19 protein-coding genes and 3 rRNA genes are annotated in these 25,566 nt (G+C 67.4%); 19 read left to right on the top strand and 3 right to left on the bottom strand.

Going from position 1 to position 25,566, the window contains the following annotated elements; translation table 11 throughout:
* Positions 1-154: 154 nt before the first annotated feature.
* The 7 genes from argC (at position 155) to argH (ending at position 8,209) form a co-directional block, all read left to right on the top strand.
* Positions 155-1,225: an N-acetyl-gamma-glutamyl-phosphate reductase gene (gene argC / locus JOD63_RS08465; protein ID WP_045276172.1), complete on the top strand. Its 1,071-nt coding sequence runs from the start codon at positions 155-157 to the stop codon at positions 1,223-1,225.
* Positions 1,222-2,379: a bifunctional glutamate N-acetyltransferase/amino-acid acetyltransferase ArgJ gene (argJ, locus tag JOD63_RS08460; RefSeq protein ID WP_045276173.1), complete on the top strand. Its 1,158-nt coding sequence runs from the start codon at positions 1,222-1,224 to the stop codon at positions 2,377-2,379. Before argC ends, argJ begins: the two co-directional genes overlap by 4 nt.
* On the top strand, positions 2,376-3,275 hold the full coding sequence (argB, locus tag JOD63_RS08455) for an acetylglutamate kinase (protein ID WP_045276174.1): 900 nt from the start codon (positions 2,376-2,378) through the stop codon (positions 3,273-3,275). The genes argJ and argB overlap by 4 nt, the downstream gene beginning before the upstream one ends.
* Positions 3,272-4,507, top strand: coding sequence for an acetylornithine transaminase (locus JOD63_RS08450; protein ID WP_045276175.1), 1,236 nt, complete (start codon positions 3,272-3,274; stop codon positions 4,505-4,507). Before argB ends, JOD63_RS08450 begins: the two co-directional genes overlap by 4 nt.
* A complete protein-coding gene (gene argF / locus JOD63_RS08445) occupies positions 4,504-5,427 on the top strand; it encodes an ornithine carbamoyltransferase (protein ID WP_045276176.1) in 924 nt (307 codons plus the stop codon). Before JOD63_RS08450 ends, argF begins: the two co-directional genes overlap by 4 nt.
* A 113-nt stretch (positions 5,428-5,540) precedes the next feature.
* Positions 5,541-6,698, top strand: a complete 1,158-nt coding sequence (locus tag JOD63_RS08440) for a heparan-alpha-glucosaminide N-acetyltransferase domain-containing protein (RefSeq protein WP_084613573.1) — start codon at positions 5,541-5,543, stop codon at positions 6,696-6,698.
* 80 nt (positions 6,699-6,778) lie between these two features.
* The gene (gene argH, locus JOD63_RS08435) at positions 6,779-8,209 is read left to right on the top strand and encodes an argininosuccinate lyase (RefSeq protein WP_045276177.1); all 1,431 of its coding nucleotides are present in this window, start codon (positions 6,779-6,781) and stop codon (positions 8,207-8,209) included.
* A 63-nt stretch (positions 8,210-8,272) separates the two neighbouring features.
* On the opposite strand, the gene JOD63_RS08430 is transcribed toward argH, so the two are convergent.
* The 3 genes from JOD63_RS08430 to JOD63_RS08420 all read right to left on the bottom strand — a co-directional run bounded on the left by JOD63_RS08430 (position 8,273) and on the right by JOD63_RS08420 (position 9,970).
* On the bottom strand, positions 8,273-8,878 hold the full coding sequence (locus JOD63_RS08430; RefSeq protein WP_052682532.1) for a hypothetical protein: 606 nt from the start codon (positions 8,876-8,878) through the stop codon (positions 8,273-8,275).
* 31 nt (positions 8,879-8,909) lie between these two features.
* Positions 8,910-9,500: a hypothetical protein gene (locus JOD63_RS08425; RefSeq protein WP_045276178.1), complete on the bottom strand. Its 591-nt coding sequence runs from the start codon at positions 9,498-9,500 to the stop codon at positions 8,910-8,912.
* A gap of 98 nt (positions 9,501-9,598) precedes the next feature.
* On the bottom strand, positions 9,599-9,970 hold the full coding sequence (locus JOD63_RS08420; RefSeq protein WP_045276179.1) for a MerR family transcriptional regulator: 372 nt from the start codon (positions 9,968-9,970) through the stop codon (positions 9,599-9,601).
* A 54-nt stretch (positions 9,971-10,024) separates the two neighbouring features.
* Between JOD63_RS08420 and JOD63_RS08415 the strand changes: the two genes are divergently transcribed.
* The 12 genes from JOD63_RS08415 to recN all read left to right on the top strand — a co-directional run bounded on the left by JOD63_RS08415 (position 10,025) and on the right by recN (position 25,551).
* On the top strand, positions 10,025-10,978 hold the full coding sequence (locus JOD63_RS08415) for an aldo/keto reductase (RefSeq protein WP_045276180.1): 954 nt from the start codon (positions 10,025-10,027) through the stop codon (positions 10,976-10,978).
* 42 nt (positions 10,979-11,020) lie between these two features.
* Positions 11,021-12,331, top strand: coding sequence for a tyrosine--tRNA ligase (tyrS, locus tag JOD63_RS08410; protein WP_084613574.1), 1,311 nt, complete (start codon positions 11,021-11,023; stop codon positions 12,329-12,331).
* 20 nt (positions 12,332-12,351) lie between these two features.
* Positions 12,352-13,155, top strand: a complete 804-nt coding sequence (locus JOD63_RS08405) for a DUF4184 family protein (RefSeq protein WP_045276182.1) — start codon at positions 12,352-12,354, stop codon at positions 13,153-13,155.
* A gap of 551 nt (positions 13,156-13,706) precedes the next feature.
* Positions 13,707-15,229 (top strand): 16S ribosomal RNA (locus JOD63_RS08400).
* Positions 15,230-15,659: 430 nt separating this feature from the next.
* A 23S ribosomal RNA gene (locus tag JOD63_RS08395) occupies positions 15,660-18,768 on the top strand.
* A 104-nt stretch (positions 18,769-18,872) separates the two neighbouring features.
* Positions 18,873-18,989 (top strand): 5S ribosomal RNA (gene rrf, locus JOD63_RS08390).
* The 16S, 23S and 5S rRNA genes sit together here, the layout of an rRNA operon.
* Positions 18,990-19,084: 95 nt before the next feature.
* On the top strand, positions 19,085-20,851 hold the full coding sequence (locus JOD63_RS17765; protein ID WP_245243886.1) for a primosomal protein: 1,767 nt from the start codon (positions 19,085-19,087) through the stop codon (positions 20,849-20,851).
* Positions 20,851-21,888 (top strand): HAD-IIA family hydrolase, encoded by a 1,038-nt coding sequence (locus JOD63_RS08380; RefSeq protein WP_045275314.1) that lies wholly within the window; start codon positions 20,851-20,853, stop codon positions 21,886-21,888. Before JOD63_RS17765 ends, JOD63_RS08380 begins: the two co-directional genes overlap by 1 nt.
* A gap of 69 nt (positions 21,889-21,957) precedes the next feature.
* The gene (locus JOD63_RS08375) at positions 21,958-22,119 is read left to right on the top strand and encodes a hypothetical protein (protein WP_169748398.1); all 162 of its coding nucleotides are present in this window, start codon (positions 21,958-21,960) and stop codon (positions 22,117-22,119) included.
* Positions 22,116-22,916, top strand: a complete 801-nt coding sequence (locus JOD63_RS08370) for a TlyA family RNA methyltransferase (RefSeq protein WP_045275315.1) — start codon at positions 22,116-22,118, stop codon at positions 22,914-22,916. Before JOD63_RS08375 ends, JOD63_RS08370 begins: the two co-directional genes overlap by 4 nt.
* A complete protein-coding gene (locus tag JOD63_RS08365; protein WP_045275316.1) occupies positions 22,913-23,863 on the top strand; it encodes an NAD kinase in 951 nt (316 codons plus the stop codon). The genes JOD63_RS08370 and JOD63_RS08365 overlap by 4 nt, the downstream gene beginning before the upstream one ends.
* On the top strand, positions 23,860-25,551 hold the full coding sequence (gene recN, locus JOD63_RS08360; protein ID WP_045275317.1) for a DNA repair protein RecN: 1,692 nt from the start codon (positions 23,860-23,862) through the stop codon (positions 25,549-25,551). The genes JOD63_RS08365 and recN overlap by 4 nt, the downstream gene beginning before the upstream one ends.
* The last annotated feature ends 15 nt before the right edge of the window (positions 25,552-25,566 follow it).

Below are 25,566 nucleotides of genomic sequence, written 5' to 3'. Positions count from 1 at the left end.
TCGCCTGGGTGACCGCCGACTCTAGGCGACCCCGCGTGCCGCGATCATGCGGTCCCTGAGTTCGTCGAAGGGTGCGGGTGTCGCCGCCTGCGGCCCCCTGCGGAGTGAGTCATCGATGAACTCCGCCACGACCCAAGACTCTAAGGTGGAATCCATGACATATTCGGTCGCCGTCTCCGGCGCATCCGGCTATGCGGGCGGTGAGATCCTCCGGATCCTCGCCGCACATCCCGACGTCGAGATCCGCACCGTCACCGCGCACTCCAACGCGGGACAGCCGCTCATCCTGCACCAGCCGCACCTGCGGTCGCTCGCACACCTGACCCTGCAGGACACGACCCCCGAGATCCTCGCCGGACACGACATCGTGTTCCTCGCCCTCCCTCACGGGCAGTCGGGGCAGTACACGGATGCCCTCGGCGACGCCGCGCTCGTGATCGACGCCGGTGCCGACCACCGGCTCGAGTCCGCCGACGCCTGGGCGCAGTTCTACGGCGGCGACTTCCACGAGCCGTGGGCGTACGGTGTGCCGGAGCTTCCGGTCGCCGGCGGGAAGCAGCGCGACCAGCTGGTCGGGGCGACCCGCATCGCGGCCCCCGGCTGCAACGCGTCGACCGTCTCGCTGTCGCTCGCACCCGGTGTCGCAGCGGGCGTCGTCGACCCGTCCGACATCGTGACCGTGCTCGCCGTCGGCCCCTCGGGCGCCGGCAAGAGCCTCAAGACGAACCTGCTCGCGAGCGAGATCCTCGGCTCGGCGAACCCGTACGCGGTCGGCGGCACCCACCGGCACATCCCCGAGATCGCGCAGGCGCTCGCCGCGGCGGTGGCCCCGACCGAGAGCGGGGCCGACACGACACCGGCGATCGCCATCTCGTTCACGCCGGTGCTGGTGCCGATGGCCCGCGGCATCCTCGCGACCTCCACCGCCCCGATCGCTCCCGGTGTCTCCGACGCCGAGATCCGCGCGGCGTGGGAGTCGGCGTATGCCGGAGAGAGCTTCGTGCAGCTGCTGCCCGAGGGGCAGTTTCCGCGCACCGCCGACGTCATCGGAGCGAACACCGCCCTCCTCGGCCTCGCGATCGACCGCGCCGCCAACCGGGTCGTGGTGGTCGCCGCCGTCGACAACCTCGTCAAGGGCACCGCCGGCGCTGCCGTGCAGTCCATGAACATCGCGCTGGGCCTCCCCGAAGGCACCGGCCTCACCGTGAACGGAGTCGCGCCGTGAGTGTCACCGCGCCCCAGGGATTCGAAGCCGCCGGGGTCGCGGCGGGCCTGAAGTCGACCGGCAACCTCGATGTGGCGGTCGTGGTCAACCGCGGCCCGCTCAAGGTGGGTGCGGCCGTCTTCACGAGCAACCGCGCCAAGGCGAACCCGATCATCTGGTCGCAGCAGGTCGTGCAGGACGGCGTGGTCGAGGCGATCGTGCTCAACTCCGGAGGAGCGAACTGCTTCACCGGGTCGTTCGGCTTCCAGACGACCCACCAGACCGCAGAGAAGGCCGCCGAGCTGCTCGGCGTGAGCGCCGGCGACATCGTGGTGTGCTCGACGGGCCTCATCGGCACCGGCGACGAGGTGTTCCGCGCCAAAGTGCTCGACGGCACCGAGCGGGGGATTGCAGGTCTCTCCGACGACGGCGGCGAAGCGGCATCCCTCGCGATCATGACCACCGACTCGAAGCCGAAGCGCTCCGTCGTCACCCGCGACGGCTGGTCGATCGGCGGCATGGCGAAGGGCGCCGGGATGCTGGCTCCCGGCCTCGCGACGATGCTCGTCGTCATCACCACCGACGCGGTGCTGACGAGCGCGCAGGCCGACACCGCCCTCCGACAGGCGACCGGCCGCACGTTCGACCGCCTCGACTCGGACGGCTGCATGTCGACGAACGATCAGGTGACCCTCATGGTGAGCGGGGCGAGCGGGGTCACGCCCGACCTCGATGACTTCGCCGCGGCGCTCGCCGAGGTGAGCCAGGACCTCGCTCAGCAGCTGCAGGGCGACGCCGAGGGCGCGAGCCACGACATCACCATCGAGGTCACGCACGCGGCATCCGAGGCGGACGCCGTGGAGGTCGGCCGCTCGGTCGCCCGCAACAACCTCTTCAAGGCCGCGATCTTCGGGAACGACCCCAACTGGGGACGCGTACTCGCCGCCATCGGCACCACCGACGCCGCGTTCGACCCATACGACGTCGACGTCTGGATGAACGGCGTGCGCGTCTGCACCGCCGGGGGCCCCGACGCGCCCCGCGAAGACGTCGACCTCACCCCGCGGGCGACCCACCTCGTCATCGACCTCAAGGTCGGCGACGAGACGGCGACCATCCTCACCAACGACCTGACGCACGACTACGTCCACGAGAACAGCGCGTACTCCTCATGACCGATATCCAGGACACCGATCCGACCGAGGCGAGCACGCGGGCCGTGACGCTCATCGAGTCGCTGCCGTGGCTCAAGCGCTTCCGCGACCAGATCGTCGTCGTCAAGTACGGCGGCAACGCCATGGTGAGCGAAGAGCTGCAGGATGCCTTCGCCGCCGACATCGCCTACCTCCGGTACGTGGGCGTCAAGCCCGTCGTCGTGCACGGCGGCGGACCGCAGATCTCGTCGATGCTCGACCGCCTCGCCATCCCGAGCGAGTTCAAGGGCGGCTACCGGGTCACCTCCACCGAGGCGATCTCGGTGGTGCGCATGGTGCTCACCGGCCAGATCAACCCGCAGCTCGTGTCGAAGATCAATGCGCACGGCCCGGTAGCGACGGGGCTCAGCGGCGAGGATGCGGGCCTGTTCGGCGGTCGCCGACGGGGCGTGGTCATCGAGGGGGTCGAGCACGACCTCGGCCGCGTCGGCGATGTCGTCGAGGTCGATCCGCAGCCGGTCCTCGACCAGATCAACGCGGGACGCATCCCCGTGGTCTCGTCGATCGCCCCCGATCTCGACCACCCCGGACACTCGCTCAACGTGAACGCCGATGCCGCCGCATCCGCTCTCGCGAAGGCGCTCGGCGCAGCGAAGCTCGTCGTGCTGACCGACGTGCCGGGGCTGTACGCCGACTGGCCGAACCGCGACTCGCTCGTTTCGCATCTCACGTCGACCGAGCTGCGCGCGATGCTGCCGTCGCTCGAGTCGGGCATGATCCCGAAGATGGCGGCGTGCCTCGAGGCCGTCGAGGGCGGCGTCGAGACCGCGGCCATCATCGACGGACGCGTGCCGCACTCGGTGCTCGTCGAGATCTTCACAAGTAAGGGAATCGGAACAGAGGTGGTGCTCGGATGACATGGCAGGATGACGCGGGTCGAGACCTCGTTCGCAGCTTCGGCGACCGGATGGCGATGTTCGTGCGCGGTGAAGGCGCATATCTGTGGGATGCCGACGGCAAGCGGTACCTCGACTTCCTCGCCGGGATCGCGGTGAACTCCCTCGGCCACGCCCATCCGGTGTTCGTCGAGGCGCTCGCGGGGCAGGGTGCGACGCTCGCGCACGTGTCGAACTACTTCGCGACGCCCACGCAGCTCGCCCTCGCGGCGACGCTCAAGCGGCTCGCGGGCACCGGCGAGACCGGGCGCGTCTACTTCGGCAACTCCGGCGCCGAGGCCAACGAGGCGGCGTTCAAGCTGGCGCGACTCCACGGCGGCGCGGAGCGCCCGCGCATCCTCGCCCTCACCGATGCCTTCCACGGCCGCACGATGGGCACGCTGGCGCTCACGGGCAAGCCGTACATGCAGGAGCCGTTCCTGCCGATGACCCCGGGTGTCGAGTTCATCGACTCCACGATCGAGGCGCTCGAGGCCGCGATCGATGACCGTGTCGCCGCCCTGTTCGTCGAACCGGTCAAGGGCGAGGCGGGTGTGGTCGAGCTGCCCGAGGGCTACCTGCAGGCCGCGCGCGAGATCACCGAGCGTCACGGTGTGCTGCTCGTGATCGACGAGATCCAGACCGGTGCAGGACGCACGGGGGAGTGGTTCGCCTTCCAGCACGCCGGCATCACGCCCGACGCGATCACGGTCGCCAAGGGAATCGGCGGCGGTTTCCCGATCGGCGCGCTCATCACCTTCGGGCGCGCGAGCGAGCTCTTCTACCCGGGAACGCACGGGTCGACCTTCGGCGGGAACGCCCTGGGCACCGGCGTCGCGAACGCGGTGCTCGGCGAGATCGAGCGGGCCGGGCTGGTCGACAACGCCGCCGAGCGCGGGCCGCAGATCCGCCAGGCGATCGAGGCGATCGGCTCGCCTCTCGTGGCCGGCACGCGCGGCACCGGCCTGCTGATCGGCGTCGGACTCGCGCATCCGGTCGCGAAGGCCCTCGTAGCCGCCGCGCAGGAGCACGGCCTCGTGATCAATGCGCCCAACGACGAGACGATCCGTCTCGTGCCCGCCCTCACGATCGGCGACGTCGAGATCGACGAGTTCATCGAGCTCTTCACCGCGTCGCTCAAGACCGTCGAGGACGCGCTCCTGCTCGAACCGACCGGAACTCCCGCCGACGCGCCCACGGAGGTGCCCGCATGACCCGCCACCTGCTGCGCGACGACGACCTGACCCAGGCCGAGCAGAGCGAGATCCTCGACCTCGCGATCGAGCTGAAGAAGGACCGCTGGGCCGACAAGAGCCTCGCCGGGCCGCAGACCGTCGCGGTGATCTTCGACAAGTCCTCGACCCGCACGCGCGTGTCGTTCGCTGTCGGCATCGCCGACCTCGGCGGTTCGCCGCTGATCATCTCGACCGCGAACAGTCAGCTCGGCGGCAAGGAGACGCCCTCCGACACCGCACGGGTGCTCGAGCGCCAGGTGGCCGCCATCGTGTGGCGCACCTATGCGCAGGCCGGCATCGAGGAGATGGCCCGCGGCACCCGCGTGCCGGTCATCAATGCGCTGAGCGATGACTTCCACCCCTGCCAGCTGCTCGCCGACCTGCTCACGATCAAGGAGCACAAGGGCGATCTCGCGGGGCTCACTCTGGCGTTCTTCGGCGACGGCATGTCGAACATGGCGCACTCCTATGTGCTCGCGGGAGTCACCGCCGGCATGCACGTTCGTGTCGCGTCGCCGGAGGCGTACGCGCCGCGCGACGACGTGATCGCCGACGCCGATCGGCGCGCGACCGAGACCGGCGGCTCGGTGACCCTCTACACCGACGCGAACGAGGCCGCGGCCGGAGCCGACGTGATCGTCACCGACACGTGGGTGTCGATGGGCAAGGAGGAGGAGAAGCTCGCGCGACTGCGCGACCTCGGCGGGTACAAGGTCACGCAGGAGACCATGGGCCTGGCGAAGAGCGACGCGATCTTCATCCACTGCCTTCCCGCCGACCGCGGCTACGAGGTGGACGCCGAGGTGATCGACGGCCCGCAGAGCGTGGTCTGGGATGAGGCCGAGAACCGGCTCCACGCCCAGAAGGCGCTGCTCGTCTGGCTGCTGCGGCAGGGCTGACCTCCCGTCCGCCGTCGAGCACAGGACCCCGGTCGTTGAGCGAGTACACGGACCCCCGGTCGTTGAGCGAGCACAGGACCCCCGGTCGTTGAGCGAGTACAGGACCCCCGTCGTTGAGCGAGCGCAGCGAGACGAAACGCCCCACACCGCCGACCAACCCGGTGGCGGCGCACATCGCGTCGCGGTGGGAGCGGCTGGGTCCGCCTCGCCGCATCGCCGGTGTCGACCTCGCCCGCGGGCTCGCGGTCTTCGGCATGTTCGCCGCGCACCTCATCGATCTGCCCGAGGCGTTCGTCTGGACCGAGCCCGCGACCTGGAGCGCGATCGCCGCGGGCCGGTCGTCGATCCTCTTCGCCACGCTCGCGGGCGTGTCGATCGGACTGATGACCGGCGGACGCGACCGGCTGCGCGGCGACGCGATGGCCGTCGCGCGCGGCCGGCTCGCCGTCCGCGCCCTGGCGTTCCTCGTGCTGGGGTTCCTGCTCATCCTCACCGGCATCCCCGTGTTCGTTATCCTCCCGGCGTACGCGTTCCTCTTCGTGCTCGCGATCCCGCTGACCGGCCTCTCGGCACGGTCGCTGGTCGTGTTCGCCGCGGTGGTCGCCCTTGCCATGCCGTTCCTCCAGGCGCTCATCGATGCCGGCGATTTCTGGCAGACGCCCGACGGCAGCGACATCGGCCTGCTGATCGGCTGGCACTATCCGTTCCTCACCTGGATCGCGTTCGTCGCCGCCGGTCTCGCGTGCGCCCGGGCGGGGATGCGCCGTCGGATCGTGCAGGTGCGGATGCTGTGCGCCGGCGCAGTGCTCGCCGTCGCCGCCTACGGGGCGGACGCCCTCACCGGTGTCGACCGCGCTGCCGAGGCCGAGTCGCTCTGGAGCGCGGTCTGGACCGCCCGCGCCCACTCCACGGGTCTCCTCGAGGTGGTCGGCTCCGGCGGGTTCGCCCTGGCCGTGATCGCACTGTGCGCACTGCTGTGCTCGTGGCGGCCCGCGATGTACGCGACGCTGCCGCTCCGGGCGGTCGGCGCGATGCCGCTCACAGCGTACGTCGGCCAACTCGTGGTGTGGGCGATGGTCGCGTCGTCGGAGCTGGGCGACACCGGCGACCTGTCGGGCTTCCGCGCACTCGATCCCTTCTGGCCGTTCGCCGTCGGCACGCTGCTCCTCTGCACGGGATGGATGCTGCTGGTCGGACGGGGGCCGCTCGAATCCCTGATCGACCGTGTCGGCCGGCTGCTCGTGCCTGCGCCGGACGGGTCGCGCCGCTGACGCGGCGGCGCTGACCTCGCGCCGTCGCATCGCGCCGTCGCACGGCGGAAGCGTGAGCGTCGCGTCGGTAGGCTGGTGCGGTGAGCGATTCAGAGGGTTCCGGCACCAACGAGGGCGCGCTGTGGGGCGCCCGTTTCGCGACGGGACCGTCGCCCGAGCTGGCCGAGCTCAGCCGCTCCACCCACTTCGACTGGGACCTCGCGCTCTACGACATCGCCGGCTCCCACGCTCATGCGAAGGCTCTCGCCGCGGCGGGGTACCTCACCGCCGACGAGGAGACCGCGATGCACGCGGGTCTCGACGCGCTCGCACGCGGCATCGTCGACGGCACGCTTCGGCCGAGCCCGTCCGACGAGGACGTGCACGGTGCGCTCGAGCAGGCGCTGATCGGCGCCGTCGGCCCCGAGCTCGGCGGCAAGCTGCGAGCCGGCCGCAGCCGCAACGACCAGATCGCGACGCTCGTGCGCATGTACCTGCTCGACCACGCGCGCACGATCGCCCGCGAGATCCTGCGTCTCGTCGACGCGATCGTCGCGCAGGCGGAGGCGCACCCGGGCGCCATCCTTCCGGGGCGCACCCACCTGCAGCACGCGCAGCCGGTTCTGCTCGCCCACCACCTCCAGGCCCACGCGTGGCCGCTGGTGCGCGATCTCGAGCGCCTGCGCGACTGGTCGGTGCGCGCATCCGTCTCGCCGTACGGCGGGGGAGCGCTCGCGGGCTCGACGCTCGGCCTCGACCCGCAGCTCGTCGCACGGGAACTGGGCCTCGCGCGTCCGTCCGAGAACTCGCTCGACGGCACGTCGGCGCGAGATGTCGTCGCCGAGTTCGCGTTCATCGCCGCGATGATCGGCATCGACCTGTCGCGCTTCGCGGAGGAGATCATCCTCTGGAACACCCGCGAGTTCGGCTTCGTCACCCTCGACGACGGCTACTCGACAGGGTCGAGCATCATGCCGCAGAAGAAGAACCCCGACATCGCCGAACTCGCACGCGGCAAGGCGGGCCGTCTCATCGGCAACCTCACCGGGCTCCTCGCGACCCTCAAGGCGTTGCCGCTCGCCTACAACCGCGATCTGCAGGAAGACAAGGAGCCGGTCTTCGACTCGGTGCGCACGCTCGAGGTGGTGCTGCCCGCGTTCGCCGGCATGGTCGCGACGCTGCGATTCGACACCGACCGCATGGCGGCGCTCGCGCCGCAGGGCTTCTCGCTGGCGACCGACGTCGCCGAATGGCTCGTGAAGCGCGGCATCCCGTTCCGGGAGACCCACGAGATCTCGGGTGCCCTGGTGCGTGCCTGCGAACAGCAGGGCATCGGGCTCGAGGATGCGTCGGACGAGCTGCTCGCATCGGTGTCGCCGCACCTCGTTCCCGAGGTGCGCGAGGTGCTCACCGTCGAGGGCTCCGTCGCGAGCCGTACCGGCGTCGGCGGCACGGCGCCGGACCGGGTGGCCGAACAGCGGGCCGAGCTCATCGCCCGCGTTCAGGACGCGGCGCACGCGCTCGGTCTCTAGGTCGGCTCAGCCTCGGTCGTGGCGGCTGCCGCGCGGGCGCGGCATCCGTCGTCATCGATTCGATCACCAGATCGCGAGTCGCACCAGCGCGCCGACCAGGCATGCCCACACGAGGCTCGCCAGCGTGCCGATGATGAACCGTTCGCGCGCTTCGGGCGCCGCCAGTTCCGAGAACCGGCCGATGCCCTTGAGGGCGACGATCACGGCGATCGCCTCGGGGAAACCCGCGACGATGCCGAGCACCACGGCGATGCGCTCGAGGTAGCCGATGGTGGTTCCGCCGCGCAGCACTTCGCGCAGGGCGCTTTGGCCGGCGATCGCCTCGCCGTCGACGGTCACCGCCGGACCGCGGAGCAGGATGCCGCCGTTCGACCCCTCGGGAACCCGGCCATGGGTCGAGAGGTCGAGGATGCGGCGGGTGACCGGGTTGCCGCCGATCACCGCGAGCGCCGTGCCGAGGAGGGCGATCGCGAGGCCCACGAGCAGCGGGACGTTCACCGGCGAGACCACGACGGTGAGCAGGCACAGCACGACGAGCGACCCGGCGGCGATGAGCGGGACGTCGGTGGGCTTGCGCACGCTGATCACCACGAGCACGAGGGCCGCGCACAGCGCGAGGAACAAAAAGATCGACAGCGCCGCGGCCACGATCACGTCGGGGATGATCACCCGGTCAGTCTGGCACGGGCCTCCGACGCGCTCACGCGGCGCCGTCGGCGCGTCCGAGCAGGCGTTCGAGTGCGGGCACGGCGGCCACCTCGACGCGCAGGGCGGCGACCTTCGCCCGCAGACTCACCGCCGCCTCGCTGATGCCGAGGCGCACCGCCGCCTCTCGCTGGGTGAGGCCGTCGGCGAGCAGGTCGTGCACCTCCCAGCCCTCCGGGGTGCGTCGATCGCGCAGATCGACCAGCAGGCGTACGAGGGCTTCGGCGTCGGCGGCGTCCGGGCCGCCGGAGATCGCCACGCGGGTCTGCGTCTTCTTCGCCCGCTCCACGGCATCGCGCGCCTGGATGAACGCTTCGCCGCGGCCGGCTCGCACGCTGGTGGGCAGCGGAGAGTCGGCATCACCGATGCCCACTCCGACGCTCCACGTGCCGGTGCGCGTCAGGTGGAGCGCAAGGGCGAGCAGCGCGCCCGGGTCGGCCGTGGCGAACTGGATCTCGTCGCCGGCGGTGCGCTCCGCTGCGGCGGTCAGTCGGTCTCCGGCCAGTTCGGCGACCGCGGCGAGGGCGTCGGGGACCAGGTCGCGGGTGCTGCGACTGTCGCGCTGGTCTGCGGTGACGACGAACACGGATAAGCCCCCTTCCTTGAGTCTCGCGGGATTGAGCTCTGATGCTTGAGCATAATCAAGCCCACACGCTTATACAAGAGAGAAGCAAGTCGAAAGGCTTAAGAATCGGCATCCGCCAACTCCCCGCGGTACCAGTCGAGCTTCTCGGCCAAGCGCGCCTGCTGCGCGAGGAGATCGTCGATGTCGCGCTGCACCGCGCCCGCGTGCTCCTCGAGGATCGCGATCCGATCCGGGATCGTGGTGTCATCCCGGCACAGCTCGCCGTAGCGGCGCAGCTTCTCGATCGGCATGCCCGTCTCGCGCAGGCATCGCAGGAATCCGAGCGTGCCGATGTCGGCGTCCGAATACGCGCGGTGCCCGCCGGTGGTGCGGGCGACGCGGGGGAGGATGCCCTCGCGCTCGTAGTAGCGAAGGGTGTCGAGGCTGAACCCCGACAGCTGCGCAGCCTGTGACGGCGTGTAGGTCGACATGATCCACACACTAGGGCTTGACCTGGAGCGGACTCCAGGTTGCAGGCTGGGGGCATGACGAACGCCGCACCCCCCGCCTCCGCCCTCGTCCTCGGCGCCATGATGTTCGGCACGACGATCGACGACGACACATCCTTCGCGCTGCTCGACCAGTTCGTCGCGCGCGGCGGCGCCTGGATAGACACCGCCGACTGCTACAGCTTCTGGGCGAGCGACACCGGGCTCGGCGGCGACAGCGAACGGGTGATCGGCCGCTGGCTGGCCGCGAGACCCGGGATGCGCGAGCGTGTGAAGATCGCGACCAAGCTCGGTGCCGAGCCGCTGTGGGCGGGGTCGTGGCCGAACCGACGCGCCGGGCTCTCGCGCCGTGCCGTCGCCGACGCCCTCGCGGGCAGCCTCGAGCGGATGGGGATCGAGTCGGTGGACCTGCTGTGGCTCCATCAGGAGGACCGCAGCATCCCGATCGAGGAGACCGTCGACGCGCTCGCCGAGATCACCGGCGCCGGACGCGCCGCCCGTGTCGGCGCGTCGAACCACCCGGCATGGCGGATCGAGCGCGCTCGCGCTCATGCCGCGTCGATCGGGTCGACGCCGATCGACGCGCTCCAGCTCAACAGCACCTACCTCCGGGTGCGCCCTGGCACGCGTCCGCCGGGCGTGGAGCACGCCTTCGGCGTACTGAGCGACGAGCAGCGGGACTACGCCGACGTCCACGGGCTCGAGGTGTGGGCGTACACGCCGCTGCTGTCGGGGGCGTACGACAACCCCGAGAAGGAGATCCCCGAGGTGTACGACCACCCCGGGAACCGGCGTCGACTCGCCGAACTCGACGCCGTCGCAGCCGAGCTCGGGGCGACCCGTGGTCAGACGGTGCTCGCCTGGCACGTCGCGCGCGGCGTGCGGCCGATCCTCGGCGGCAGCAAACTGGAGCAGCTCGATGCGGCGATGGATGCTGTGCGCATCGGGCTCACCGCGGACCAGGTCGCGCGTCTGGATCGGCCGGCGTGACGCAGGCGGGACCACCGGTCCGCCGCTGATAGCCTGGCACGCGTGTCTACCGCCGTCGTGAGCGCGACCGCCCCCGCCAACGACCCGACGTTCGAGAACGTCTGGGACGAACTGGTCTGGCGCGGCCTCGTGCATGTGTCCACCGATCAGGAGGCGCTGCGCGCCCTTCTCGCCGGGGACCCGATCACGTATTACTGCGGGTTCGACCCGACGGCGCCGAGCCTGCACCTCGGCAATCTGGTGCAGCTGCTCACGATGCGCCGTCTGCAGCTGGCCGGCCACAAGCCCCTCGGGCTCGTCGGCGGCTCCACCGGCCTCGTCGGCGACCCGGGAGGGCGCGACACCGAGCGCGTGCTGAACCCGGTCGAGACCGTCGAGGAATGGGTCGGCTACCTGCGCGCGCAGGTGGAGCGGTTCCTGAGCTTCGAGGGCGACAACGCCGCACGCATGGTGAACAACCTCGACTGGACGGCGCCGCTCAGCGCGATCGACTTCCTCCGCGGCATCGGCAAGCACTTCCGCGTTGGCACGATGATCAAGAAGGACGCCGTCTCGGCGCGCCTGAACTCCGAAGCGGGCATCAGCTACACCGAGTTCAGCTACCAGATCCTGCAGGGACTCGACTACCTCGAGCTGCACCGCCGCTACGGCTGCGTGCTGCAGACGGGCGGCAGCGACCAGTGGGGCAACCTCACGAGCGGCACCGACCTCATCCACCGCGTCGAGGGCGTCTCGGTGCACGCGATCGGCACGCCGCTGATCACCAACAGCGACGGCACGAAGTTCGGCAAGAGCGCCGGCAACGCGATCTGGCTCGACCCGGTGATGTGCAGCCCGTACCGGATGTACCAGTTCTGGCTGAACACCGACGACGCCGACGTGATCACGCGCCTCAAGGTCTTCACCTTCCTCACGCGCGCCGAGATCGAGGAGTACGAGCGACTCGTCGAGGCCGAGCCGTTCCGCCGCGAGGCGCAGAAGCGCCTGGCGCGCGAGGTGACCGCTTTCGTGCACGGGACGGATGCCACGGCCGCCGTCATCGCGGCATCCGATGCCCTCTTCGGCCAGGGCGATCTCACCTCGATCGACGCGCAGACGCTCCGGCAGGCGCTCGACGAGCTTCCGAACGCGACGGTCGCCGCCGACACCGGGGTGCTGCAGGCGCTCGTCGACACCGGCCTCGTCGCGAGCCTCTCGGAGGGCCGGCGCGCGATCTCGCAGGGCGGAGTGTCGCTCGACGGGGTCAAGGTCGACGACGAGTCGGCAGTCGTGACAGGGCTGCTCCCGGGTGGGGTCTCCGTGCTGCGGCGCGGCAAGAAGACGCTCGCGGGCGTGTTCCTCGAAGCGCGCTGACCGGGCGCGCGGGAGCACGGATGCCGTTCACGCCGAGCCATGCCGTCGTCGCGCTGCCCTTCGTGCGCACGCCGCTCGTCCCCGCGGCGATCGCGGTCGGCGCGATGGCACCGGACCTGCCACTGTTCGTGCGTGGCATGCCGCTGCACTACGGACGCACGCACGATCTCGCGTGGCTGCCGGCATCGGTGCTCCTCGCTCTGGCGCTGCTCCTCCTGTGGCGATGCGTGCTGCGTCCCGCCGCCCGTGAGCTCGCGCCGACCTGGCTCGCCGTGCGTCTGCCGGGGGAGTGGGGCGCCGGCGCCGCCGCATCCGCGCGCGAGACCTTCGTGGTCAGCCGCGTCGGCGACAGCTGGCGTGCGTCGTGGCGCGGCGTCGCGCTTCTCGTGATCTCGCTCGCACTCGGCGTGGTCACGCACATCGTGTGGGATCTGTTCACGCACGAAGGTCGCGGCGGCGTAGAGGCGTTCCCCGTGCTCGACGAGTTCTGGGGACCGCTGACCGGCTACAAGTGGCTGCAGCACGGGTCGAGCGTGCTCGGCCTGGCGATCATCGGCGTCTTCCTGCTCGTGTGGGTGGTGAGACAGGAGGCCGCGACCTCCGTCACCCGCGTGCTGCCCACGTGGGTGCGCTTCGTGTGGTGGCTGTCGCTGCCGGCGGCGCTCGTGGCGGCGTGGATTGGGGGACTGCTCGCCTTCGGTCCGCTCGACGCGGAGTTCACCGTCGCACATCTCGCCTACCGGGTCCTGCCGCCGGCGTGCGCGGTGTGGGGTGCGCTCACCCTCGCGCTGTGCGTGGTCGTGCAGCTGCGCCGCAGGCGCTGATTCCGCGTGTTTCCGGGGCTGGAGGCCTGCGACACGCCCGGGATGCGGCCCCGATTCGACGGATGCATCGCAGCGACGTAGAGTTTTACTCGTTCGCCCCACAGGGAAGCGAGAGGCCGAGAGCCTCACCCCCTCAAGCGGAGAACAAATCCCCTTCAGAAGACCTTGATCGCTTCGTGCGTTCGGGTCTAGGATGGGGAGTCTCCTCCGGGAATCCGCGGTCATCGGCCGCAGCTCCAGATCCTCTTCGATCACGAGCTGCCGATTTGACAGACGGACCGAGAGAGATAAGATAGTGAAGTTGCCCTTCTGGGGCCGCCCACGTGTGGGTTGGTCTGGTTGGGTGTCCGATCCTTGAGAACTCAACAGCGTGCACTTGTCAAATGCCAAATTATCCTCGTCCAACCTTTTTTGGGTTGGTTGAGAATTCCTTTGGATCAAAGTCCAGCCCTTTCGGGGGTTGGCAAACGGATAGTCAGCAATGATTTATCTCTTTGGTCAGTTCAAACTCGCTGCGTTCCGGTTTTTCCCTGGTTCGTATGCATTTTTTCTTTACGGAGAGTTTGATCCTGGCTCAGGATGAACGCTGGCGGCGTGCTTAACACATGCAAGTCGAACGGTGAAGCCCAGCTTGCTGGGTGGATCAGTGGCGAACGGGTGAGTAACACGTGAGCAACCTGCCCCTGACTCTGGGATAAGCGCTGGAAACGGTGTCTAATACTGGATATGAGCTACCACCGCATGGTGAGTGGTTGGAAAGATTTTTCGGTTGGGGATGGGCTCGCGGCCTATCAGCTTGTTGGTGAGGTAATGGCTCACCAAGGCGTCGACGGGTAGCCGGCCTGAGAGGGTGACCGGCCACACTGGGACTGAGACACGGCCCAGACTCCTACGGGAGGCAGCAGTGGGGAATATTGCACAATGGGCGGAAGCCTGATGCAGCAACGCCGCGTGAGGGACGACGGCCTTCGGGTTGTAAACCTCTTTTAGCAGGGAAGAAGCGAGAGTGACGGTACCTGCAGAAAAAGCGCCGGCTAACTACGTGCCAGCAGCCGCGGTAATACGTAGGGCGCAAGCGTTATCCGGAATTATTGGGCGTAAAGAGCTCGTAGGCGGTTTGTCGCGTCTGCTGTGAAAACCCGAGGCTCAACCTCGGGCCTGCAGTGGGTACGGGCAGACTAGAGTGCGGTAGGGGAGATTGGAATTCCTGGTGTAGCGGTGGAATGCGCAGATATCAGGAGGAACACCGATGGCGAAGGCAGATCTCTGGGCCGTAACTGACGCTGAGGAGCGAAAGGGTGGGGAGCAAACAGGCTTAGATACCCTGGTAGTCCACCCCGTAAACGTTGGGAACTAGTTGTGGGGTCCTTTCCACGGATTCCGTGACGCAGCTAACGCATTAAGTTCCCCGCCTGGGGAGTACGGCCGCAAGGCTAAAACTCAAAGGAATTGACGGGGACCCGCACAAGCGGCGGAGCATGCGGATTAATTCGATGCAACGCGAAGAACCTTACCAAGGCTTGACATACACGAGAACGCTGCAGAAATGTAGAACTCTTTGGACACTCGTGAACAGGTGGTGCATGGTTGTCGTCAGCTCGTGTCGTGAGATGTTGGGTTAAGTCCCGCAACGAGCGCAACCCTCGTTCTATGTTGCCAGCACGTAATGGTGGGAACTCATGGGATACTGCCGGGGTCAACTCGGAGGAAGGTGGGGATGACGTCAAATCATCATGCCCCTTATGTCTTGGGCTTCACGCATGCTACAATGGCCGGTACAAAGGGCTGCAATACCGTGAGGTGGAGCGAATCCCAAAAAGCCGGTCCCAGTTCGGATTGAGGTCTGCAACTCGACCTCATGAAGTCGGAGTCGCTAGTAATCGCAGATCAGCAACGCTGCGGTGAATACGTTCCCGGGTCTTGTACACACCGCCCGTCAAGTCATGAAAGTCGGTAACACCTGAAGCCGGTGGCCCAACCCTTGTGGAGGGAGCCGTCGAAGGTGGGATCGGTAATTAGGACTAAGTCGTAACAAGGTAGCCGTACCGGAAGGTGCGGCTGGATCACCTCCTTTCTAAGGAGCATCTGACTCTTCGGAGTCCAGAACCCTGATCAGACCGAATGTGTCTGCAGGGAGCTCATGGGTGGAACATTTGACATGCTGTCAGCGCGGCTGATTCGCACTAGTACGCCAGGTCCTTCGGGGTCGGGTTGGAAGGTGGGGGTTGGTGAGCGGGGTGGCTGCACGCTGTTGGGTCCTGAGGGACCGGATGCCGGGGCCTTTCGGGGTCGTGGTGTTGTTGGGCCTTCTGGGCCTTGTCTGCTGCCGGCTGTGTGCTGGTGGTGGGGGAGGATCCCGCCCGTACTTTGAGAACTACACAGTGGACGCGAGCATCTTGCAAGGATGATCTTCGGATTGTTCTTGTTTTGATGATCTTAAAGATCATTAGTCAATTTCTGATCCAGGTTTCGGCCTGGGTCGAGTTTTGATTCAACTCATGTGATTTCAAGTCTTTAAGAGCAAACGGTGGATGCCTTGGCATCTGGAGCCGAAGAAGGACGTAGCAATCTGCGATAAGCCTCGGGGAACTGATAAGCAAGTTTTGATCCGAGGGTGTCCGAATGGGGAAACCCCGCTGGGCGCTGCAAGGCGACCTGGTGACTCCCGCCTGAATATATAGGGCGGGTAGAGGGAACGTGGGGAAGTGAAACATCTCAGTACCCACAGGAAGAGAAAGCAACCGCGATTCCGTTAGTAGTGGCGAGCGAAATCGGAACAGGCTAAACCTCATGTGTGTGATACCCGGCAGGGGTTGCATGTGAGGGGTCGTGGGACTTTCCTGGTTGTTCTGCCGAGCAGCCGACGTGACAGAAGCGTATAGACGAACGGTCTTGAAAGGCCGGCCATAGACGGTGCCAGCCCGGTAGTCGAAATGCGTGTTCTGGCGTGGAGAGTATCCCAAGTAGCACGGGGCCCGAGAAATCCCGTGTGAATCTGTCAGGACCACCTGATAAGCCTAAATACTCCCAGATGACCGATAGCGGACAAGTACCGTGAGGGAAAGGTGAAAAGTACCCCGGGAGGGGAGTGAAATAGTACCTGAAACCGTTTGCTTACAAACCGTTGGAGCACCCCTGGTAGGTGTGACAGCGTGCCTTTTGAAGAATGAGCCTGCGAGTTAGCGATACGTGGCGAGGTTAACCCGTGTGGGGTAGCCGTAGCGAAAGCGAGTCTGAATAGGGCGATTCAGTCGCGTGTCCTAGACCCGAAGCGAAGTGATCTATCCATGGCCAGGTTGAAGCGACGGTAAGACGTCGTGGAGGACCGAACCCACTTAGGTTGAAAACTGAGGGGATGAGCTGTGGATAGGGGTGAAAGGCCAATCAAACTTCGTGATAGCTGGTTCTCTCCGAAATGCATTTAGGTGCAGCGTTGCGTGTTTCTTGCCGGAGGTAGAGCTACTGGATGGCCGATGGGCCCTACAAGGTTACTGACGTCAGCCAAACTCCGAATGCCGGTAAGTGAGAGCGCAGCAGTGAGACTGTGGGGGATAAGCTTCATAGTCGAGAGGGAAACAACCCAGACCACCAACTAAGGTCCCTAAGCGCGTGCTAAGTGGGAAAGGATGTGGAGTTGCTTTGACAACCAGGAGGTTGGCTTAGAAGCAGCCACCCTTGAAAGAGTGCGTAATAGCTCACTGGTCAAGTGATTCCGCGCCGACAATGTAACGGGGCTCAAGCACGCCACCGAAGTTGTGGCATTGACATTATTGGTAGGCCTTCGTGGTCCAGCCGTGTTGATGGGTAGGAGAGCGTCGTGTGGCCAGCGAAGCGGCGGTGTGAACCAGCCGTGGAGGCTACACGAGTGAGAATGCAGGCATGAGTAGCGAAAGACGTGTGAGAAACACGTCCTCCGAAAGACCAAGGGTTCCAGGGTCAAGCTAATCTTCCCTGGGTAAGTCGGGACCTAAGGCGAGGCCGACAGGCGTAGTCGATGGACAACGGGTTGATATTCCCGTACCGGCGAAGAACCGCCCAAGCTAATCCAGTGGTGCTAAGAGTCCTAACCAGGAATGGATGGATCCCTTCGGGGTGAAGCCGTCTTGGCGAACGCTCGACCCCATGCTGGTGCGGCTAGCGTATTAACAGGTGTGACGCAGGAAGGTAGCCCAAGCCAGGCGATGGTTGTCCTGGTGCAAGTGCGTAGGCCGAGTGATAGGCAAATCCGTCACTCATACAGGCTGAGCCACGATGCGGATAAAAAGTGGGTGATCCTATGCTGCCGAGAAAAGCATCGACGCGAGGTTCCAGCCGCCCGTACCCCAAACCGACTCAGGTGGTCAGGTAGAGAATACCAAGGAGATCGAGAGAATCGTGGTTAAGGAACTCGGCAAAATGCCCCCGTAACTTCGGGAGAAGGGGGGCCACCGGCGTATTAGGACTTGCTCCGAAAGCGTTTGGTGGCCGCAGAGACTAGTGGGTAGCGACTGTTTACTAAAAACACAGGTCCGTGCCAAGTCGCAAGACGATGTATACGGACTGACGCCTGCCCGGTGCTGGAAGGTTAAGAGGACCGGTTAGCCGCAAGGCGAAGCTGAGAATTTAAGCCCCAGTAAACGGCGGTGGTAACTATAACCATCCTAAGGTAGCGAAATTCCTTGTCGGGTAAGTTCCGACCTGCACGAATGGCGTAACGACTTCCCAACTGTCTCAACCGCGAACTCGGCGAAATTGCATTACGAGTAAAGATGCTCGTTACGCGCAGCAGGACGGAAAGACCCCGTGACCTTTACTACAGCTTGGTATTGGTGTTCGGTGTGGCTTGTGTAGGATAGGTGGGAGACTTTGAAGCGGTGACGCCAGTTACCGTGGAGTCATTGTTGAAATACCACTCTGGTCACTCTGGATATCTAACTTCGAACCGTAATCCGGTTCAGGGACAGTGCCTGGTGGGTAGTTTAACTGGGGCGGTTGCCTCCCAAAAAGTAACGGAGGCGCCCAAAGGTTCCCTCAACCTGGTTGGCAATCAGGTGGCGAGTGTAAGTGCACAAGGGAGCTTGACTGTGAGACTGACAGGTCGAGCAGGGACGAAAGTCGGGACTAGTGATCCGGCAGTGGCTTGTGGAAGCGCTGTCGCTCAACGGATAAAAGGTACCTCGGGGATAACAGGCTGATCTTGCCCAAGAGTCCATATCGACGGCATGGTTTGGCACCTCGATGTCGGCTCGTCGCATCCTGGGGCTGGAGTAGGTCCCAAGGGTTGGGCTGTTCGCCCATTAAAGCGGTACGCGAGCTGGGTTTAGAACGTCGTGAGACAGTTCGGTCCCTATCCGCTGCGCGCGTAGGAAATTTGAGAGGATCTGACCCTAGTACGAGAGGACCGGGTTGGACGAACCTCTGGTGTGCCAGTTGTTCCGCCAGGAGCACCGCTGGTTAGCTACGTTCGGGATGGATAACCGCTGAAAGCATCTAAGCGGGAAGCCGGCCTCAAGATGAGATTTCCATACCTTCGGGTGAGAGGCTCCCAGCCAGACTACTGGGTTGATAGGCCAGATGTGGAAGCGCAGCAATGCGTGCAGCTGACTGGTACTAATAAGCCGATGACTTGATAACACACCGTTCTAGGTGCTTGCGTCCACTGAGTGGTTCTCGATGTACGGTCGAGAACCGCACCAACAAACTGATTGTTGTGTGCACGATTGAAACATCAATAGTGTTTCGGCGGCCATAGCGAGAGGGAAACGCCCGGTCACATTCCGAACCCGGAAGCTAAGCCTCTCAGCGCCGATGGTACTGCAGGGGGGACCCTGTGGGAGAGTAGGACACCGCCGGACTTCCTTTAGACAGATAGGCCACCCAACGCCGGGTGGCCTATCTGCGTTAACAGAACATCGTTGCCCCGTGGTGGGCGATTCGGGAGGATCAGAAGATGGCAGAGCACGAGCGCTCCGGCGAGAACGATCGCGCGCGAGCATCACGATCCGACCAGCAGCGATCCGGCGGGGCAGCCCGCGGCGATCGCAAGCCCGCCTCGAGCCACAGCAGCGACAAGAAGCCGTACGCCAAGCGCGACGGCGAGAAGAAGCCGTACCAGAAGCGTGATGGCGACCGGCCGTATGTGAAGCGCGATGGCGATCGGCCGTATGCGGCGCGTGATGGTGAGCGGAAGCCTTACCAGAAGCGCGACGGTGACCGTCCCTACGCGAAGCGTGACGGCGATAAGAAGCCGTACGCGCCGCGTGATGGTGAGCGGAAGCCTTACCAGAAGCGCGATGGCGACCGGCCGTATGTGAAGCGCGACGGCGATCGGCCGTATGCTCCGCGTGATGGTGAGCGGAAGCCGTACCAGAAGCGCGATGGCGACCGTCCCTACGCTCCGCGTGATGGCGAGCGGAAGCCGTACCAGAAGCGCGACGGCGACCGTTCCTACGCGAAGCGAGATGGCGACAAGAAGCCGCACGCTCCCCGTGATGGTGAGCGGAAGCCGTACCAGAAGCGCGATGGCGATCGCCCGTACGTCAAGCGCGATGGCGATCGGCCGTATGCGCCGCGTGATGGTGAGCGGAAGCCGTACCAGAAGCGCGACGGCGACCGGCCCTACGAGCGGCGCGACGGCGACCGTTCCGGTGGTCCGCGTCCGACGCGCGGGGGAGCGGGGCGTCCCGACCGTGCCATGCGCGAAGGCGAGATCCGCCCGATCCGACCGCGGATCGACGCGCCGGTCATCCCCGACGACGTCACCGGTCACGACCTGCACCCGAGCGCCCGCAATGAACTGAAGACGCTCAGCAAGGAGAACGCCGAAGAGGTGGCACGTCATCTCGTGATGGCGTCGCAGCTGATCGAAGAGGATGCGGCGCTCGCTCATCGGCACGCGCTGGCCGCGTCTCACCGTGCCGGCCGTATCGCCATCGTTCGCGAGACCCTCGCGATCACGGCCTATGCGACGGGCGACTACGCTCTCGCGCTCCGTGAGCTGCGCACGTACCGGCGCATCTCGGGTCGCGATGACCAGATCGCGCTCATGGTCGACAGCGAGCGGGGCATCGGACGGCCTGACCGCGCGCTCGAGGCCGGCCGCGCCGTGGACCGCGCGACGCTCCCTGTGGAGGTGCGCGTCGAGCTGGCGATCGCGATGTCCGGCGCGCGTCTCGACCTCGACCAGCCAGACCGTGCGCTGCTCGAGCTCGAGATCCCCGAGCTCGACCCGCACCGCGCGTTCGAGTGGAGCCCCGCGCTCTTCGCCGCTCGCGCCGCTGTGCTCGAGGAGCTCGGCCGCCATGACGAGGCCACTCGCTGGAGCGAGCGCGCCATCGTCGCGGCCGAGGCCCTCGACGCCGCCAACGGCGGTGGCGACCTCGAGACCGTGTACATCGAAGAGGTCGAAGAGATCGAGGATGAGGTCGTCATCGTCGAGCTCGACGATGACGTGGCCTTCGACGACGACTTCGATGACGACGATCTGGACGCGTCGGACGATGTCGTTGACGTGGACCAGCCCGAGGATGAGCCCTCCGATGTCGAGGTCGACGAGGCCGACGTCGCTGACGACGTCGACGGCGTCGAGCCTGCCGCAGATGTGGCGTCGGCTGATGCCGCGCCCGAAGAGTCGGCAGCCGCCTCCGCACCGTCGATCGAGGACGAGGTCGCCGAGATCCTCGCCGATGCCGGCGTCGACGACGAGTCCGATCGCTGATGGGGCTGTTCTCGAGGCGCTCCGTCACGGCCACGCCGCTCGACGGCGTCGATGCGGTGCTCGCCGACCTCGACGGAGTCGTGTACGCCGGGGCGGGCGCACTTCCCCACGCGGTGGACAACCTGCTCCGAGCCGCCGATGGGCGTGCGCTCGGCTACATCACGAACAATGCGTCGCGCACCGACGCATCCGTCGCTCAGCATCTCAGCGACCTGGGTCTCGCGACCCGCGCGCAGGATGTGGTCACGAGTCCGCAGGCGGCGATGCGCCTGCTCTCCACCCTCATCGCGCCGGGCTCGGTCGTGATGGTCGTGGGCGGCGAGGGGCTCATCGTCGAGGTCGAGAAGGCCGGGTTCACGGTGACGCGCAGCGCAGACGACGCGCCGGCCGCTGTCGTGCAGGGGTTCTCGCCCGATGTGGGCTGGACCCACCTCGCCGAGGCGGCGTTCGCGCTCAAAGTCCCTGAGGAGGACGGTGGTATCCCGTGGATCGCCACCAACACCGACTGGACCATCCCGCAGTCCCGCGGCGTCGCGCCGGGCAACGGCACGCTCGTCTCCGCCGTCCACACCGCCATCGGCCGCCTCGCCACTGTTGCAGGCAAGCCCGAGACCCCGATCTTCGAAGAGGCCGTCGCGCGGTTCGGTGCGCAGCATCCGATCTTCCTGGGCGACCGTCTCGACACCGACATCCTCGGCGCGAACCGTGCTGACATCGCGTCCGCACTGGTGCTGACCGGCATCGACCGGCCGAAGCACGTGCTCGCCGCTCCCGCGGGATCGCAGCCGGACTTCATCCTGGCCGACCTCCGGCAGCTGCACGAGCCCTACCCCGAGGTGCAGGTGTCGGGCGATGTCACGACCGTCCGCGGCGCATCCGTGCGCGTCGACGGCGCCGACATCCACATCCTCTCCGAGGGTGCGGAGCAGATCGACCTGCTGCGCGCCGGCGCGGCCGCGATCTGGGCGACGGGGCGTGCGATCTTCGGCTTCCGCGTGCCCGAGCGGCTCTACGCCGACCCGTTTCACCGCCCCTGATCCTGGCCCAGAACGCGGCGGCCCGCGGGTGCTCGCGCCCGCGGCGGGGCGACGCCGTATCCTGAGGGGATGGATCAGCCGCACCTCGACGATGCTCACGGCGACCTCCTTCCGCGCCTCGAGGTCATCGAGGCGCAGCCGCTCGGCACGCGTGCGGCGGCCTACGAAGGTCTGCACGACGAGCTCGCTCGGCGGCTCGAATCAGGACCCCAGAACCCGACGCGCGCATGACGGCGCGCCTCGACGCAGCCCTCGCCGAACGGGGGCTCGCCCGCTCGCGCACCCATGCGGCCACGCTCATCGCCGACGGCCTCGTGAGCGTCGACGGCAGGCCCGTCGTGAAGGCCTCGGCGAAGGTCGACGACGACGCGCTGATCGAGGTCGCCGGTGCGGACCACTACGTCAGCCGAGCGGCCCACAAGCTGATCGCCGGTCTCGACGCGTTCGGCGTCGAGGTGCGTGGGGCCGTCGCCCTCGACATGGGTGCCTCGACCGGCGGGTTCACCCAGGTGCTGCGCGAGCGCGGTGCCGATCCGGTGATCGCGGTCGACGTCGGTCACGGCCAGCTCGCGCCGTCGATCGCGGCCGACGCGGGCGTGATCGCGGTCGAGGGCTTCAATGTGCGGTACATGACGCCGGCATCCCTCGCCGAGGCGGCGAGGACGGATGCCGCTCCCGCGGTCATCACCGGCGACCTGTCGTTCATCTCTCTCACGCACGTTCTGCCGGCCGCACGCTCCGTCGCGGCTCCCGGCGCCGATCTGGTGCTGCTGATCAAGCCCCAGTTCGAGGTGGGGCGCACCGCCGTGAAGGGCGGTCTCGTCACGAACCCGACGCTCCGGGCCGACGCGGTGGCGGGCGTGCTGTGGGCGGCGTGGGACGCAGGGCTCGGCACCTGCGGCATCGTCTCCTCCCCGATCGCGGGCACCCACGGGAATGCCGAGTACATCGCACATCTCGCCCTCGGGCGGGGGAGCAATCCGACAGAATGGTTGAGCACTGTGAACCGACTGGCGGGGAGCCCATGACACAGCCCGAGCGCAGCATCCTGGTGGTGGCGCACGCCCAGCGCGACGACACCGTGGTGGCGGCGGAACGTGTCGTCAGCGCGCTGCGCGCCGCCGGCGCCCGTCCGGTGCTCGCGCGCTCCGACCGGGCCGAGCTCGCGGCTGCGCGGCACGTCTTCTCCGACGTCGCGGTGCTCGACGACGACGTGCCGATCGGCGAGATCGAGCTCGCCATCGTGCTCGGCGGCGACGGCACGATCCTGCGCGCCGCAGAACTCGTGCGCGACGGCACGGCCCCGGTGCTCGGCATCAACATGGGTCACGTCGGCTTCCTGGCCGAGATCGAGCGCGACGACATGGACGACGCGGTGCGTCGCGTGATCGCCCGCGACTACGACGTCGAGGAGCGGCTCGCGCTCCACGTCCGGGTGAAGGATGCCGGTGACGCCGTCATCTACGAGACCTGGGCCCTGAACGAGGCGACGGTCGAGAAGGCCAGCCGCGAGCGCATGCTCGAGGTCGTCATCGAGGTCGACGGTCGCCCGCTGTCGTCGTTCGGGTGCGACGGCGTGGTCGTCTCGACCCCGACGGGCTCGACCGCCTACAACTTCTCCGCCGGCGGACCCGTCATCTGGCCGACGGTGCAGGCGATCGCGGTGGTGCCGCTGTCGGCCCACGCGCTGTTCGCGAAGCCGCTCGTCGTCGGTCCCGAGCACGCGGTCGCCATCGAGGTGCTCGAGCACACCAACGACAGTGGAATCCTCTGGGCAGACGGGCGGCGTTCCCACGAGCTCCCTCCGGGTGCCCGCGTCGTGGTCCGCCGTGACGAGCGTCCGGTGCGTCTGGCCAGACTGCATCCCGCCGCCTTCACCGATCGGCTCGTCCGCAAGTTCCGGCTGCCGGTCGCGGGCTGGCGCGGCCCTGCCGCGATCACCGCCGCGCACCCCACGATCGAGGGCGGCGCATGATCGAGCAGATGCGGATGCGCGACCTCGGCGTCATCGCCGAGGCGACACTGCCCATCGGTCCGGGGTTCACCGCGATCACCGGTGAGACGGGTGCCGGCAAGACGATGGTGGTCACCGGTCTCGGGCTCCTCCTCGGGCAGCGCGCCGACTCCGGTGCGGTGCGGGCCGGGGCGGCCGAGGCATCGGTCGACGGCGTGTGGATCGTGCCCGATGACGGACCAGTGGCCGAGCGCGTGCGTGAGGCCGGCGGCGACCTCGAGCCGATCGGCGACGGGCGCGCCGAGCTGTTCGTCGGGCGGTCGGTCTCGAGCGCCGGCCGCGGTCGGGCCTCCGTAGGCGGGCGGGCGGCTCCGGCAGGCGTGCTCGCAGACCTCGCCGACGAGCTCGTCGTGGTGCACGGTCAGTCCGATCAGCTGCGGCTGCGTTCCGCCGCGGCACAGCGCGACGCTCTCGACCGCTTCGGCGGTGCGCCCGTGCAGGCCGCCCGCTCGAGGTACCGCGAACAGTTCGAGCAGTGGCGCGCACTCGATCGCGAGCTCGCCGAGCTCACCCACGATCGCGACTACCGTGCGCGCGAGGCGGCCGACCTGCGGGTGCAGCTCGCCGAGATCGAGCAGGCCGAGCCGGTCGCCGGCGAGGATGCCGAGCTCACCGCCCGTGCGGAGCGGCTCGCGAACGCCGAGGAGCTGCGCCTGGCCGCGGCGACGGCCCACGAGACGCTGTCGGGCGATGGCGACGCACCAGACGCCGGGATGCTGCTGTCCGACGCCCGCCGATCGCTGGACCGCGTCGACGACCCGCAGCTCGCGGATCTCGCCGGTCAGATCGCCGATCTCGGCTACCGCGTTGCCGACGTGGCGGCGGGACTCGCCGGCTACCTCGCCGACCTCGACGAGGCCGGCCCCCACGAGCTCGCTGCCGTCGAGGAGCGTCGTGCGGTGCTCGCAGGCCTCGTCCGCTCGCACGGCAGCCTCGACGCGGCGATCGCGCTGCTCCAATCCGGGTCGGCGCGCCTGGCCGAACTCGACGACGACGGCGATCGCATCGAGCGCCTGACCGCCGACCTCGTCCGAGTCGCGGCCGAGCTCGACGACGCGGCGGCGGCGCTCACGGCGGCGCGCATCGATGCCGCCGAGCGCCTCGGCGCGGCGGTGACGGTCGAGCTGCGTGCGCTCGCGATGCCCGACGCGCGTCTGGTCGTCGAGGTGGCCGCGGGCGCGGCATCCGTCCACGGACGGGACGACGTGGCGATCCTCCTCGCCCCGCACCCCGGAGCCGAGCCCCGCTCGGTCTCCAAGGGCGCGTCGGGCGGCGAGCTCAGCCGGGTGATGCTGGCGATCGAGGTCGTCATCGCCGCGGTCGACCCGGTTCCGACGTTCGTGTTCGACGAGGTCGACGCCGGCATCGGCGGAGCGGCCGCGATCGAGGTCGGGCGGCGTCTCGCGCGACTCGCGGCATCTTCCCAGGTGATCGCCGTCACCCATCTCGCGCAGGTCGCCGCGTTCGCGACCAATCATCTCAGCGTCGTGAAAGCCAACGACGGGTCGGTCACGGCGTCGGATGTCCGGCGTCTGGACGGCGCCGAGCGCGAGGCCGAGATGGCTCGTCTGCTGTCTGGGATGCCCGATTCCGACGCCGCCCTCACCCACGCCCGCGAGTTGCTGGGTCTGGGTACCGAAGCCGACTGATAGGATTAAAGCCCG

It is taken from the genome of Microbacterium terrae (genome assembly GCF_017831975.1).
In the GTDB taxonomy this organism is placed as follows: Bacteria; Actinomycetota; Actinomycetes; order Actinomycetales; family Microbacteriaceae; genus Microbacterium; species Microbacterium terrae.
The sequence above is the reverse complement of the archived record's forward strand: the minus strand, read 5'-3'. Positions and strand labels throughout refer to the sequence as shown.